This is a genomic window from Streptomyces sp. NPDC059499, from assembly GCF_042749285.1.
Classification (GTDB): Bacteria; Actinomycetota; Actinomycetes; order Streptomycetales; family Streptomycetaceae; genus Streptomyces.
On the sequence record NZ_JBHYTT010000004.1, the window covers coordinates 378,839 to 392,011 of the forward strand.

11 protein-coding genes are annotated in these 13,173 nt (G+C 69.2%); 6 read left to right on the forward strand and 5 right to left on the reverse strand.

Features of this window, described 5'->3' with window-relative positions:
• The first annotated feature begins 45 nt into the window (after positions 1-45).
• Entirely contained in the window at positions 46-546 is a 501-nt protein-coding gene (locus ACFW9O_RS13415; protein WP_329214424.1) for a hypothetical protein, read from the forward strand.
• Here ACFW9O_RS13415 and ACFW9O_RS13420 read toward each other — a convergent pair.
• Positions 485-2,749 carry a germacradienol/geosmin synthase gene (locus tag ACFW9O_RS13420; protein ID WP_384608563.1) on the reverse strand — a complete coding sequence of 755 codons (2,265 nt, stop codon included), beginning with the start codon at positions 2,747-2,749 and terminating at the stop codon, positions 485-487. The genes ACFW9O_RS13415 and ACFW9O_RS13420 overlap by 62 nt on opposite strands.
• Before the next feature lie 239 nt (positions 2,750-2,988).
• On the opposite strand from ACFW9O_RS13420, the gene ACFW9O_RS13425 reads away from it, so the two are divergent.
• The gene (locus ACFW9O_RS13425; protein ID WP_384608566.1) at positions 2,989-4,320 is read left to right on the forward strand and encodes an N-acetylmuramoyl-L-alanine amidase; all 1,332 of its coding nucleotides are present in this window, start codon (positions 2,989-2,991) and stop codon (positions 4,318-4,320) included.
• Positions 4,321-4,413: 93 nt separating this feature from the next.
• On the opposite strand, the gene ACFW9O_RS13430 is transcribed toward ACFW9O_RS13425, so the two are convergent.
• Positions 4,414-5,550 carry an aminoglycoside phosphotransferase family protein gene (locus ACFW9O_RS13430; RefSeq protein ID WP_384608569.1) on the reverse strand — a complete coding sequence of 379 codons (1,137 nt, stop codon included), beginning with the start codon at positions 5,548-5,550 and terminating at the stop codon, positions 4,414-4,416.
• A 231-nt stretch (positions 5,551-5,781) separates the two neighbouring features.
• On the opposite strand from ACFW9O_RS13430, the gene ACFW9O_RS13435 reads away from it, so the two are divergent.
• Complete coding sequence (locus ACFW9O_RS13435) at positions 5,782-7,278, forward strand: hypothetical protein (RefSeq protein ID WP_384608572.1); 1,497 nt, start codon at positions 5,782-5,784, stop codon at positions 7,276-7,278.
• 96 nt (positions 7,279-7,374) lie between these two features.
• Here ACFW9O_RS13435 and ACFW9O_RS13440 read toward each other — a convergent pair whose 3' ends face one another.
• A complete protein-coding gene (locus ACFW9O_RS13440) occupies positions 7,375-8,808 on the reverse strand; it encodes a PP2C family protein-serine/threonine phosphatase (protein ID WP_384608918.1) in 1,434 nt (477 codons plus the stop codon).
• 512 nt (positions 8,809-9,320) lie between these two features.
• On the opposite strand from ACFW9O_RS13440, the gene rpmG reads away from it, so the two are divergent.
• Entirely contained in the window at positions 9,321-9,485 is a 165-nt protein-coding gene (gene rpmG, locus ACFW9O_RS13445) for a 50S ribosomal protein L33 (RefSeq protein WP_329214432.1), read from the forward strand.
• A 48-nt stretch (positions 9,486-9,533) separates the two neighbouring features.
• Positions 9,534-9,794, forward strand: coding sequence for a type B 50S ribosomal protein L31 (locus ACFW9O_RS13450; RefSeq protein ID WP_351168123.1), 261 nt, complete (start codon positions 9,534-9,536; stop codon positions 9,792-9,794).
• Between the two features lie 226 nt (positions 9,795-10,020).
• Here ACFW9O_RS13450 and ACFW9O_RS13455 read toward each other — a convergent pair whose 3' ends face one another.
• The gene (locus tag ACFW9O_RS13455; RefSeq protein WP_351168125.1) at positions 10,021-10,521 is read right to left on the reverse strand and encodes a tetratricopeptide repeat protein; all 501 of its coding nucleotides are present in this window, start codon (positions 10,519-10,521) and stop codon (positions 10,021-10,023) included.
• Positions 10,522-10,582: 61 nt separating this feature from the next.
• On the opposite strand from ACFW9O_RS13455, the gene ACFW9O_RS13460 reads away from it, so the two are divergent.
• Positions 10,583-11,410, forward strand: a complete 828-nt coding sequence (locus ACFW9O_RS13460; protein ID WP_384608576.1) for a VanZ family protein — start codon at positions 10,583-10,585, stop codon at positions 11,408-11,410.
• Here ACFW9O_RS13460 and ACFW9O_RS13465 read toward each other — a convergent pair.
• Positions 11,407-13,158: a glycoside hydrolase family 6 protein gene (locus ACFW9O_RS13465; RefSeq protein ID WP_384608579.1), complete on the reverse strand. Its 1,752-nt coding sequence runs from the start codon at positions 13,156-13,158 to the stop codon at positions 11,407-11,409. The genes ACFW9O_RS13460 and ACFW9O_RS13465 overlap by 4 nt on opposite strands.
• Positions 13,159-13,173: the final 15 nt, after the last annotated feature.

The window sequence follows — 13,173 nt, forward strand, 5'->3', positions numbered from 1 at the left end:
AGTGCCCGGCTCCGCAACGTGAGCCGGGACACGTAACATGGCTGCATGTCCTTCCTCCGCCGCCGTAGCGCCGCCACACCCGCGGGCCCGGACTTCGACGTCCTGGCCATGGATCCGGGGGACTGGCCCGGCAACCTCGGCGCCGGTCTGCTCCCCGCTCCCGACGGGAGCTGTCAGGGCGTCTTTCTGCGCTACGACCTGTTCGGCGGCCGCGGCCCGGCGATGATCATCGGCAATCTGCCGGAGGGGTCGCCCGCCCGCGAGACCGAGGAGGGCCAGGTCCCGTTCGAGGTCGCCCAGCTCCTCCTCGCGCTCGAGAACGACGAGCCGGTCGAGGTGACCGGCACCGAGGACGTCCCCGTCATGCAGGGGGACGGCCTTCTGATCGTGCGCAGGGTCAAGCTCTCGGAGAGCCGTATCTCCTGCGTCCAGTTCGACCGGAGCGACGGCGTGCTGGTCACCATCGCCAGCTGGGACCGGCCGATCACGGACGATCTGTACGCGCTGCTGAAGCCATTGCCGGCGGAGCTGTTCCAGCAGGGCTGAAACGTCCCTGCGTCGTCAGCAGCTGCGTCACCCGGGCCGCCGAGGTACCGAACCCCGTGGGCCCGCCGAGATGCCACGGGGTACCGGTGCCCCGCCGCAGGTCCTCCTCGCGGTAGCGCCGGCAGTCCCGGTGCCAGATCAGGATCCCCGCCATCCAGTGCTGCAACTCCACGACATAGCCCGCGAGGACCTCCCGCGCCTCCGCGTCCAGGCCGAAGTCGTCGTACAGCACCGGGAGTTCCCGTTCGGCGATGTGCTGGAACTGGCGCATCCGCGAATTCATCAGATCGTCCACGATCGACACGGCCGTCGGATAGTCCACTCCGAAGAAGTTCTGCACGACCAGGACGCCGTTGTGCACCTCGCCCTCGTACTCGATCTCCTTCTGGTACGAGAACAGGTCGTTGACGAGAGCGCCGTAGTCCGACGCCGCGTTCTCCAGGGAGCGCAGGGGACCACTGCGGTAGACCGCGTCCGGCACCTTCCTGCCGTGACCCAGCCGGCACAGGCTCATCGTCAGATCCGAGCCGAACGTCGCCCTGCGCATCTCGATGTAGTCCACCGGGTCCGGGATCCGGTTCTGCGCCTGGTTCGCCAGCTCCCACAGCCAGCTCGCGGTCATCGACTCGACCGCCTCGCGGAACGCGCGGCGCCCGCTCGCGTCCATCGGCTCGACGGTCCGCCGCCAGACGTCGGCCAGCCCCCGCTCCAGGGCGTTGACCGGCTCGGGCACGGACGTCCCGTCCAAGGGCATGAAGAGGGACAGCCGCTCGTTGGCCGACCGGGCCCCGGCGAGGTCACGCGTCCGGCCGTGCACCACGGGGAACCAGTCGTCGCCGTACGTTCCCCAGGTCAGCCACTGCGATGACAGATCGAGCTCGTCCGGCGTGGCGTCGGGGTGCAGGCCCGCGGCGCAGAGCGGCAGATCGGCCGCGACAAGCCGTTCCTCGTCCCAGATGTGCGAACCCGGCACACCCGGCTGAGCCTCCAGAAGCCCCATCCGGCGCGACCAGTCCACGATCCGTACCCGGGCCCCGTCCAGGTGCGGACTCGGCGTCGTGGTGAACGGCATGTCGAAGTCGGGCAGGAGGGACGGGCCGACGTGCTGGTACGGCACATGGGTGTGGCCGCGCAGACGGGCCGACTCCGAACGGGGCGTGAAGCGGATGGAGGCGGCCGCCATTCCGAAACCCGGCACAGCGCCGACCGTGCCACCGCCGTTCATGTAGCGGCTGGACCGCATGTGCCACTCGTGGCCGCCCGACTGCCAGTCCTGAAGCCCCTTGACGTACGCGAGTACAGCGACCGTCTCCTCGGCTGTGAGCTCCTGCTCCGCGCAGAGGGGCACGAGTTCGGTGAGGGCCGTGTTCTCGAACTGCTGGAGCCGCGAGGTCAGCAGATCGTTGACGGCCTCGGCCGCCTCCTGGGTCGAGCAGCCCAGGAACCTCTCCAGGACGAGCACACCGTTGCTGTTCTCGCCCTCGTCCTCGACCTCACGCTGGTACGAGAACAGATCGTTGCGCAGGTGGACCCCGTCGGAGAAGGCGTCCCGCAGCACCCGCAGCGCCCGCGCGTCGGCCACCGACGCCGGAACCTCGGCTTTCGCCGCGTACTCGACCAGCCCGGCCGACCAGGGTGCGCCGCCCACCTTGCGCCGCATCTCGATGTACTCGACGGGGTTCGCGATCCGGCCCTCGTTGATGTTCGCGAGCTCCCACAGGGACTCGTTGAGCAGATTCTCCGTAGCCTCGGCGAACCTGGCCCGCCAGGCGTCGGACATGGCCGGCACGGTCCTGGCCCAGAGGTCGGCCAGGCCCGCCTCGACCGGGTTCGCGGGTTCGGGCGTCGGCGCCCCCCGCTCCATCGGCATGAAGGCGGGCAGCCGGTCCAGATACCGCTTCCCGCCCTCACGGTCCGGAGTGCGCTTGAACAGTTCCAGGAAGTGGTCGTCGAAGAAGAAGACCCACACGTACCAGTCGGTGACCAGGGACAGGGCCTCGGACGAGCAGTCGGGGTGGGTGTACGCGCACAGCAGCGCGTAGTCGTGGGACTCGAGATCCTTCTCCTCCCAGATGCCGGACCCCTCGAGCATCCCCATCCCGCGCGCCCACTCCCGGGTATGACTCCTGGCCGCCTCCACATGAGGGTTGAGACGCGCCGGATACGGCACGTAGAAGTCCGGAAGGGAGAAGGGCTGTGCCATGTGTGCGTCGGCCTTTCGGGAACTCCGCCCGGTCCGCCCGGACCGGTTCTGTCGGCGGCAGCACTACCCCTGGGCCATCCGGGGCACGCACAGCCCGAAATAGTCACACAAGCCCAAGAGCCCTGCCCCGCTGCACTCTTGACTCACCAACACCTCACGTCACAGAGTGTCCGCCGACGACGGAATGCTGAGATCACCTCGGGAACGCCTCCGGTGGGCCCGGCCCAGGAAGGGTTGTCATGACGTCCAAACAGAGGACCAGGCTCGCACTCGCACTGACCACCGCAGGAGCGCTGAGCGTCGCGCTCCTCGCCCCCGCGACGCAGGCCGGCGCGGACGCGGTACGGCCGGAATGTCCGCGCAGCCTCACATGCGACTGGGTACCGGCGGCCTACCAGCAGACCGGCGATCCGGCCGACAAAGACACGTACGGCAACTACGACACCGCTGACCGCCCGCACAGCAACGCGGTCAAGTTCATCGTCCTGCACGACACCGAGGTGGACTACGACACCACCCTGAAGATCTTCCAGAACCCGCTCAACCAGACCTCCGCCCATTACGTGGTGCGCTCGGCCGACGGCCATGTCACCCAGATGGTGAAGAACAAGGACGTCGCCTGGCAGGCGGGCAACTGGTACCTCAACACCCATTCCATCGGGATCGAGCAGGAGGGTGTCGCCGCCGAGGGCGCCAAGTGGTACACCCCGGAGATGTACCGGTCCACGGCCCGGCTCGTGCGTCACCTGGCAGCGAAGTACGACATCCCGCTCGACCGGCAGCACATCCTCGGCCACGACGGTGTGCCGCCGACCAGCGCGGCCGGCACGAGGAACATGCACTGGGACCCGGGCCCGTACTGGGACTGGAACCGCTTCATGGCCCTGCTCGGCAGACCGGCCGTGCCCAGTGCACCCAAGGACAGCGAACTGGTCACGGTCAGCCCCGACTTCGCCAGGAACGAGCAGGCGTTCCGCGACTGCGAGAAGGGCGTCGACCTGCCGTCGCAGGGGAGCAGCGCGGTCCCGCTGCACACCGGGCCCTCCGACGATGCGCCGCTCTTCTCCGACCCCGGGCTGCACCCGGACGGGTCGGCGGGCACCAACTGCGCAGCCGACTGGGGCAGCAAGATCAGCGCGACCCAGCAGGCCGTCGTCGCGGAACGGGCCCCGGGCTGGACGGCGATCTGGTGGTACGGCCAGAAGGCGTGGTTCCGCACTCCGGGCGGTACCCGGGTCACCGTTCCCACGTCCGGCCTCGTCGTCAGGCCGAAGGCGGGCAGGACCGAGGTGCCGGTGTACGGAGTGGCGTACCCGGAAAAGGGGGAGTACCCCTCGGACTTCGTGAAGCCGACGGTGGGCACACCCCTCGTGTACACGATCAAGGCGGGGCAGGCATTCCCCGGCGGAGGCGAGGCACCCACCGGCTACTACTACGCGCCGACGATCGACGCGTCGAAGCCCTACGACCACACCTACTTCCCCGGCGCGCAGAAGTACCTGACGGTGCAGATCGGGCACCGGATCGCGTTCGTGAAGGCGTCCGACGTGGATGTGGAACGGGTGCGCTGAGCACAACCCGCTCAGCATGCTGCGGGACCGGCGTGTCGGCACCGGTCCCGCAGCAGTCGTCCCCCGTCGGTCAGGTTCTCCGGCCCGGCACGCTCAGCGAGTGCCCACCGCGGCACGCACGGCGCGCCGCGCCATGGCGCAGTCGTCGTGCAACCTGCGCAGCAGCAGCCGCTGTTCCTCGCCCGAGGAGAGCGCGCCCTGCCGGGCCTGGCCGCCACCCGACGGCGCCCCTTCGCGCATCGCACGCTGGACGGCGGTCTCGTACGTCCGGATCTCCCGGGTCAGTACGAGCATGAGGTTCACCAGGAACGCATCACGTGCCGCGGCGCCCGGGGCCTGCGCCAGCTGGCTGATCTGGCGGCGCGCCGCCGGGGCGTCACCGAGTACGGTCCAGAGCGTCGCCAGGTCGTAGCCGGGCAGGTACCAGCCGGCGTGCTCCCAGTCGACCAGAACCGGGCCGGTGGGCGGCAGCAGGATGTTGGAGAGCAGCGCGTCACCGTGACAGAACTGGCCCATGCCCCCCCGGCCGCTCGCGTGGGCCAGACCGTGCAACAACTTCTGCAGGTCGCCCAGATCACGGTCGGTGAAGAGTCCCAACTCGTGATACCTGGCGATGCGTGAGGCGTAGTCCAGCGGTGCGTCGAACAGACCCGCCGGAGGCCGCCAGGCATTGATCCTGCTGACCGCTCCGAGGGCCGCCCGCACATCCGCCCGGGGCGGTGCCTCCGCGGGGTGCCTCGTCAGCGCCGCGACCCGGCCGGGCATCCGCTCGATCACCAGCGTGCAGTTCTCGGGGTCGGCTGCGATGAGCCGGGGGACCCGAACCGGTGGGCGATGCCTGACGAAGGCGCGGTACGCAGCTATTTCGTGCCGGAACCGCTCGGTCCACACGGGGGAGTGGTCCAGTAAGCACTTGGCCACCGCGGTCGCACGGCCGGTGGTGCCGACGATGAGCACCGAGCGCCCACTGCGACGCAGCACCTGGACCGGATTGAACTCCGGACAGATGCGGTGCACCGAGGCGATGGCCATCCTCAGCTGCGCACCCTGAGGGCCGGACAAGTCGAGTCTGCCGCTGAGCGGTTGGGTGCCGGTTCCCGCCGCCCGCCGGGTCCGACCCATGCCGGACGCCGGCGACGCGGCGTTGGGGTCGAGATACGGCCCGCCGCCCGCACCCATGGGGCGGAACGCGCGGGGTGGGGCGGACACGGAGGACGATGCTGTGTACATGGGCGAGACAGATCCCTTCGTGCGCCGACAAGTTACGTGCGCCGCCCCGGCCGGCGGCCGTTCGGCACCCTGGGGAGTACCTAGGGCTGCCGGGCGGGGTGGCGCACTCCTACCTGACACCGGGTAACGGGTAGTGGACCATCTGGCGCACCCTGGCGAAGCCTGGCGAATAGTCACTCAGCATCTGACAGCGGGTTAGTGTCAAGTCAGCCGAGAACCTGGGGGCTTGACGTGACCGGAGAACCCAACACCCGCCTTTCTGATCTGTTCGGCCTGGCCGGATGGTCCAAGGGGGAGCTAGCGAGAATGGTGAACCGGCAGGCGGCGGCCATGGGCCACCTCCAGCTGGCCACCGACACCTCGCGGGTCAGGCGCTGGATCGACATGGGGGAGTCCCCCCGGGATCCCGTGCCCGAAGTGCTGGCAGCTCTGTTCACCGAGCGGCTCGGCCGTGTCGTGACCATCGAGGACCTCGGGTTCGGCCGACGCGGGCGTGTGGGGAAACGGCAGAACACCGGGACGGAGAAGAATCCCGACGGAATGCCGTGGGCGCCCGAACGGACGGCAGCGGTCCTCACCGAATTCACGGGAATGGACCTCATGCTCAACCGACGCGGCTTGGTGAGCGCGGGCGCCGCGCTCGCCGCTGGCTCAGCCATCACAGGCGCCATGCACGACTGGCTGCATTCCGACCCCGCCCCGGCGGCCAAGGCAGCCGGCCTCAACGACCCCATGTACGCCGACACGGCCGGCTTCGACCGGTACGAGGCCGCCCCCATCGGATCCGAGGAGATCGAGGCCCTCGAGCGCTCGGTCGAGGTGTTCCGTGCCTGGGACGCCTCACGCGGCGGAGGGCTTCAGCGCAAGGCCGTCGTGGGCCAGCTCAACGAGGTGGGAGGCATGCTCGCCTACCACCACCCCGACCATCTGCAGCGCCGCCTGTGGGGCGTCGCCGCCAACCTCGCCGTCCTCGCGGGCTGGATGTCCCACGACGTCGGCCTCGAACCCACCGCCCAGAAGTACTTCGTCATCGCCGCGCATGCGGCGCGCGAGGGGGGAGACCGGCCGAGGGCCGGCGAAGCTCTCTCCCGCGCGGCACGCCAGATGGTTCATCTGGGCCGTCCGGACGACGCCCTGGACCTGATGAAGCTCGCCAAGTCCGGTTCGGGGGAGGAGACTCTGCCCCGCACACAGGCGATGCTGCACACCATCGAGGCATGGGCCCAGGCGTCCATGGGGCGTGGGCAGGCCATGCGGCGCACGCTCGGCGAGGCCGAGGAGCTCTTCGTCTCGGACAAGGGTGATGTGCCGCCCCCGAGCTGGATGCAGATGTTCGACGAGGCGGACATGCACGGCATGCAGGCCCTGGCGTTCCGTACGCTCGCGGAGCACGATCCGGCTGCGGCCGGCACGGCCCAGCGCCACGCGAAGCAGGCGCTCGAGCTCCGTATAAACGGTCGTCAGCGGTCCAAGATCTTCGACTACATCTCGCTGGCGTCGGCCTGCTTCATCGCCGACGACCCCGAGCAGGCCGACCGGTACGCACGGCTCGCCCTGGTGTCGATGGGGGAGACTTCCTCGCACCGCACGTGGGACCGCCTGCGCGAGATGTACCGGCTCACGGGTCAGTTCGCGGGGTACGCCAAGATCGAGGACCTTCGCGAGGAGATCCAACTCGCCCTGCCGCAGAGCACGTTCACCAAGAAGCCGAGGGGCTCACAAATCTGATCCAGGGCGCCGTCGACCGGCGCAGTGCCGTCGTCCGGCCCTTGTCGGAGCAGCGAATCAGCACATCCACGGGCGGTCGTGCCGCCCCGCGATTCCTCATGCCCCGACGCGGGCCACCAGCACACATGCGTCGTCGAGCCGTTCGGTTCCGCCGAACTCCTCGACGACAGTCCTTACGCAGTCCTGCGCCGTGCGGGCCTGCGCGAACCGAGGGGCCAGGCCCAGCAGCGCGTCCGGGCCGGCACTTCGGTCCCTCTGCCGTGTCAGCCCGTCGGTGTGCAGCATCAGCACATCGCCGGGAAGCAGGGTCACATGGTCCTGCTCGTAGGTGACCGCGGACGCCGCGCCGAGCAGCACGCCGTCCGGCGCCGGAAGAGGACGCCCCACTCCGTTGCGGAAGAGCAGCGGCGCGGGGTGACCTGCCTGTGCCCAGGCGAGCGTGCCTGTCGCCGGGTCGAATCGGCAGCACACGGCGCTGCCCAGAACGGGCTGGACCGAGGATTCGATCAGCTGGTTGAGATGACCCATGACGGCGCCCGGCTCGATGCCGGCCAGCGCCATGCCGCGCAGCGCGCCCAGCAGCATCGCCATGGCCGAGGTGGCGGGGATTCCGTGGCCCGTCAGGTCACCGACGGTGAGCATCGTCCTGCCGTCAGGGAGCTGCAGCGCGTCGTACCAGTCGCCGCCGATGAGGTTGCTCGACTCCGACGGAAGATAGTGGGCGGCGGTGTCCAGAGCGCCGGAGCCCCTGCCAGGCGTGGAGAGTGATCCGCGCCAGGGGGGCAGCACGGCCTCCTGCAGTTCCACGGCCATCCGGTGCTCGGTCCGCGCGATCTGCTGTCCGCGCCGCAACGAGTCCCGGGTCCGGCTCATGAGGTGCTGACTGCTCCGGAGCCTGCTGACATCGCGCAGGACCGCCCACATCGAGGCGGTGCAGCCGTCGGCGTCGAGAACGGGTTCGCCCATCATGTGAACCGTGCGTACCCGGCCGTCGGGCAGCAGGATCCGGAATTCGCCGTCTATCGGCCTGCCGTCGACCAGGCAGTCGGTGACCATCGACATCAGCAGGGGCTGGTCCTCGGCGAGGAGCAGGGACGGCAGCTCGTCCAGGGACAGCGGCTCCTTCTCCGGTGACCTGCCGAAGATCTGGTACAGCTCGTCCGACCAGCTGACCTCGTCGGTGAGCAGGTTCCATTCGGCGCTGCCCACCCTGTTGAGGAGCGAGCCGGGCCGCGGTAGGTCCGTCATGTCCCCGTCGGCGGCCCCGACGGGTTCGTCGTCCGCCTCCGCCGGAATGCCGTCCTTGAGCTGTCCCAGGTGCTCACCGAGGTCGTCGAGCTGGTGGACGGCCAGATCGCAGAGCGCGCGCTGCCAGCGCAGCTGGGGGTCGTCCTCCTCGATGACCGAGGTGTCCCGCCGCACGGCGTCCACGTCTCCGCGCAGTCGTCGGGTCCGGCTGATCAACGCCTCGACGGCATCTCGCTCGGGCGGCTGGGGGGCGGGGCGGTCCGCGAACGTATGGGACGGCATCTCGTACTCCGATACAGGCATGGCACGGCCGGTTCATGGGGGTGGACCGAACACGACTGTTGCACAGGCTGAGGGAGCCCGTAAGGGATTTGGCAACACTCGATACGTTGTTGCTTCCGGCATATGCCGTCGGCCGAGTGGGGGTGAGGTCCTGCCGAACACCCTTGCCTTTACGCGGGTGTTGACGCAAGTCGTCGGGCGTGAGCGACTGTGTGTACGCCCGCGCGCAGGGCCGTCGCGCGGCGCACCCCTGCGGGGATCAGGGCATATGCGTGCTCCGGGAGCCGTTGGATCAGTGATGCCGTTCCGGCCCGGGGTCCTGTCCGGCGCCCGGTCCGAGGGGGGTGCCGACGGGGTGTCCGTGACGGTGGACGGATGTGTGTCGGACAGGTGTTCCGGCGGGCGGATCGGCTCCCGGGAATGCGGGTGGCCCTGCCCGCGTTACCCCACCAGAACGAAACGATACCCATTCCCATTAAGGGAGGGGTCGGTGCTCTCGTCTGGAGGTGCCCATGGCACGCAGTGAGGTCAGGCCCGTCGTCACCCTCCGGTCCACGGCCGGAACCGGCCACAGTTACGTGACGCGCAAGAACCGCCGCAACAGCCCCGACCGGCTCGAGCTGCGCAAGTACGACCCGGCCGCGGGAGCGCACGTCCTCTTCCGTGAGGTCCGCTGACCGCTCACACCGCCCGGCAGGACCCTTGTCCCTCAGGAAGGAACGCCCATGAAGTCCAGCATCCATCCCGTATCCCGTCCCGTGGTCTTCCGTGACATCGCTGCCGGAACGGCCTTCCTGACACGCTCGACCGCCGATGCCGAGCGGCGCGTCGAGTGGGAGGACGGCAACACCTATCCGGTCATCGACGTGGAGACCTCGTCGGCCAGTCATCCCTTCTACACCGGTACCCGCCAGGTGCTGGACACGGCCGGTCGCGTCGAACAGTTCCGGCGCCGCTACGGCACGTCCGGAGACGTCAAGGGCTGACATCATCCCTGATGAGCATGGTGTGGATCACACGTGCGGCTGCCGATTCCCGGGAACGGCCCTCGGTGGTTTATCGTTCATATATACGTGGGACCGAGCGGGCCGCGCCCGCACGCGGCGACCGAGATTCGCACCCCGCACACAAGCCGCCCCGGCTGGATTCCCCCGATCCGGCCGGGGCTCTTTTTTGCTCCCGTACGGTCGGCCGGCGGCCTGCGGGACGGGTTCACATCGTCTGGTTGAGGTCCGTCGCGTAGTGCTCGATGGCGGGCCGGTACCTCTGCACTCCGGGGCTGTCACTCGTCTCCGCGACGAGGCGCAGCAGAATCTGCATGGCTTCGTGATGCTCGCCGGTGTTGAACAGCGCCATGGAGAGGAACGTCCGCAGCGCGCCGTCGTCCGGGAACTCCGACACACCGCGGCGCAGCGTCTCGACGGCCTGCCCGAACCTGCCCAGCACCCGGTAGGTGCTCCCCAGCCCGAGCAGCGCTCCCCGGCGGTCCTCCTCGCGGAGGGCATCGCCCTGGAGACAGCGCTCGTAGTACGGGACGGCCTCGGCCTCCAGGCCGAGCACATCGTGGACCCAGGCGGTGTGATAGGCCACGTCCACGGCATCGGGATAGTCGGCGGTGAGGGAGAGCAGGCGTTCCCTGGCCTGTTCGGGGTGGCCCTGTTCACGCAGCCGCACGGCCTGCGCCAGCAGCTCGTTCTTGTCCGGTGCGCTCATGTCTCCATCGTCGCACCCGACTCCGGGTGTGGCCGCCAGGGTTGGGGGCATCCGTTCCGCCATGACTGTAGAGGCGGATCGTAGTGCACAACACCGAAGCTGGGGCCGTCTTGCGCTGCGCGTGCTGGTGCTCGTCGCAGCATTTGTGAGCCTTGTAGCGTTCTCGGTCGTCCTGGCGAAGGTGACACTGACCCCCTCGCCGGCGTCCGAGGACATCGTCACCTCGAACCTGCAGCCGGGGCGGTCGCTGCGGCAGTACGCGCAGGACTACACCTTCCTGGCCGCGTGCAAACAGGCGGGAGGCAACCTTCTGCTCGGCGCGCCCTTCGGTGTCCTGCTGCCGATCCTGGTGCCACGCCGGCTGCGGATGATCCGGATGGTCCTGCTGACCGGGCTGGTGATGGCGGTCGTCGAGCTCACGCAGGGGGCGCTCGTTGCCGGGCGGGCCTTCGATGTCGACGACGTGATCCTCAATACGAGCGGCGCTCTGCTCGGCTACGCGCTGGTGGGCCGGCGGATCAGCCACCGCTACCACGCCCTTTCCGATGTGCCGCCCGCGGAGGACGCGGCAAGGACGAAACCCGCGAGGAAGGCCGTGGACCGGACCGGGGCCAAGGGCAAGCCGGGCACCAAGAGCAAGGCCGGTGCCAGGACCGGTGCCGGCAGCAAGGCCGGTATCAGGACGAAGGCCGGTGTCGGAGCCGCTGCGAAGACGGGTACCAGGAACAGGTCCGGGGCCAGGACCGCCAAGACGGTTCCCGCCAAGGTGTCTTCCGGCCGGAGCGCGTCCGCGTCGGCTGCCCGCGGACGCGCCCTTATCGGTCGGATGTGGAGCCGTCGGCCGGGCCCGGGCGGGGGAGCGTCCGGAACCGGCCGACGTGGAAACTAGAGCGCCGGGTGGGCGTTCTTCATGAGCTCCTGGAACTGGGCGGAGAACCAGTGTCCGGAAACCGGGGCGTCGCCCAGTGCTCCGGACGGGTTGTTGCCGTTGCGTGCGTTACCGGCATAGGTCGGGTCGCACATCCCGTCGAATCCCTTGCCCTCGTCGTTCGGGATCGCCTTGCTGGAGCCGTCGGACTCACCCGGCGGCTTCATCCAGACGTACGCGTCGATCCCGGCCGCGGGGGCGGCCTTCGGCCGTTCGCCGAGACCGGCTCCGGCCTGGTTGCACCAGTTGCCCAGGTGGATGCGCCGGTCGTACCGGCCGCCGTCCACGTAGGTGTCGACGCTGGTGGACGCACCCGGTCCGGTCGGCCGCTGCGTGCCGCCCCAGCCGTTGCGCGAGGTGTCGATCAGCATGCCGATGTCGGAGTTGAAGCCGACCGAGACGAGCTTCTGGCGGAAGGCCTGAGCGTAGGACTGCTCGTCCGTGTAGCGGTTCCAGTCGACCCACTTCGACTGACGCACGGACGTGCCGTTGATGGAGTCGTCGATGGAGAAGTTGTCCTCCTTCGTCGCGCCGTAGTTGGCCGTGTTGGTGATGAAGCCGTGTACGTCGTTGACGGTCGCGCCCTCGGTCGTCGCCGCCACCTTGAAGATGTCGGCGGTCGCGCCGAAGTTGTCGTCCCAGCCGATCCAGCCGTGGTGCCCCGCGTCGATGTAGTTGTAGACGTTGGGCACGTCACCGAGCTTGTTCAGCGCGTAGCCGACGCCCTTCTGGTAGTTGCCGTTGGCCTTCATCACGTCGCAGGCAGCAGTCGCGGTGGGGCGGCTGCCGGTGTTGGTCACGAGGTTCGGCAGCGAGTCGATCTCGACCGTGGTGACGATGCGCAGCCCCGCGTACTTCGCGTCGCCGAGGATCGCCGCGATCGGGTCGATGTACTCCGTCTTGTAGCGGCCGATCTCCGTGGGGCCGAGCTCACCGTTGGAGGCGAGCGCCGAGCAGTCACGCCCGGGCAGGTTGTAGATGACGAGCTGGACGACGAGTTCGCCCGAGCCCTTCTGCGTCAGGGCCGCGTCCAGATGGTCGCGCAGGCCCATTCCGTTGTTGGCGCCCTCGATCGCGGCGATCCGGTCGAGCCAGACACCCGTCGGCTGGTTGGACACCCGGGAGCCACCCGCCTCCGCGGCGGCCTTCGCCGACCACTCCGGGTTCACGTAGACCTTGGCGCCCTGGTACGGGTTGTTGACACGGCTGCCCGCCGGAGGATCGGTGGGCGGATCCGTCGGGTCCGGCGGGTCGGTCGGACCCGTGGCCCCGTTGCAGGTGACGCCGTTCAGCTTGAAGGTCGCGGGCACGGTGCTGTTTCCGTTGCCCGTGGCGTTGAACCCGAAGGAGGTGGAGGCTCCGGAGGCGAGGGCGCCGTTGTAGGAGAGGTTCTTGGCGGTGACGGCAGCGCCGCTCTGCGTCACGGTGGCGTTCCAGCCCTGGCTGACCTTCTCGCCGCCGGCGAAGGACCATTCGAGCTGCCAGGCGGAGAGGGCGTCACCCGTGTTCGTCACGCTCACGGCGGCCGTGAGTCCGCCGTTCCACTGGTTCTGGATCTTGTAGTCGACGGTGCATCCCGCCGCCGCGGCAGCCGAGGCCCCGAAGGGTGCTGCCGCCGCTGCGGAGCCGGCGGCTGCGGCGACAAGTGCTCCCGCCGCTATGAGTGCTGTTCGTGATCGGCGCAGGGTGGTGCGGCTCGTGCGGCTCATACGAATTCCGTTTCC

Coding starts and splice junctions, on each gene's coding strand:
- ACFW9O_RS13415 (WP_329214424.1), top strand. CDS start 46: ATGTCCTTCCTCCGCCGCCGTAGCGCCGCCACACCCGCGGGCCCGGAC.
- ACFW9O_RS13420 (WP_384608563.1), bottom strand. CDS start 2,749: ATGGCACAGCCCTTCTCCCTTCCGGACTTCTACGTGCCGTATCCGGCG.
- ACFW9O_RS13425 (WP_384608566.1), top strand. CDS start 2,989: ATGACGTCCAAACAGAGGACCAGGCTCGCACTCGCACTGACCACCGCA.
- ACFW9O_RS13430 (WP_384608569.1), bottom strand. CDS start 5,550: ATGTACACAGCATCGTCCTCCGTGTCCGCCCCACCCCGCGCGTTCCGC.
- ACFW9O_RS13440 (WP_384608918.1), bottom strand. CDS start 8,808: ATGCCGTCCCATACGTTCGCGGACCGCCCCGCCCCCCAGCCGCCCGAG.
- rpmG (WP_329214432.1), top strand. CDS start 9,321: ATGGCACGCAGTGAGGTCAGGCCCGTCGTCACCCTCCGGTCCACGGCC.
- ACFW9O_RS13450 (WP_351168123.1), top strand. CDS start 9,534: ATGAAGTCCAGCATCCATCCCGTATCCCGTCCCGTGGTCTTCCGTGAC.
- ACFW9O_RS13455 (WP_351168125.1), bottom strand. CDS start 10,521: ATGAGCGCACCGGACAAGAACGAGCTGCTGGCGCAGGCCGTGCGGCTG.
- ACFW9O_RS13460 (WP_384608576.1), top strand. CDS start 10,583: ATGACTGTAGAGGCGGATCGTAGTGCACAACACCGAAGCTGGGGCCGT.
- ACFW9O_RS13465 (WP_384608579.1), bottom strand. CDS start 13,158: ATGAGCCGCACGAGCCGCACCACCCTGCGCCGATCACGAACAGCACTC.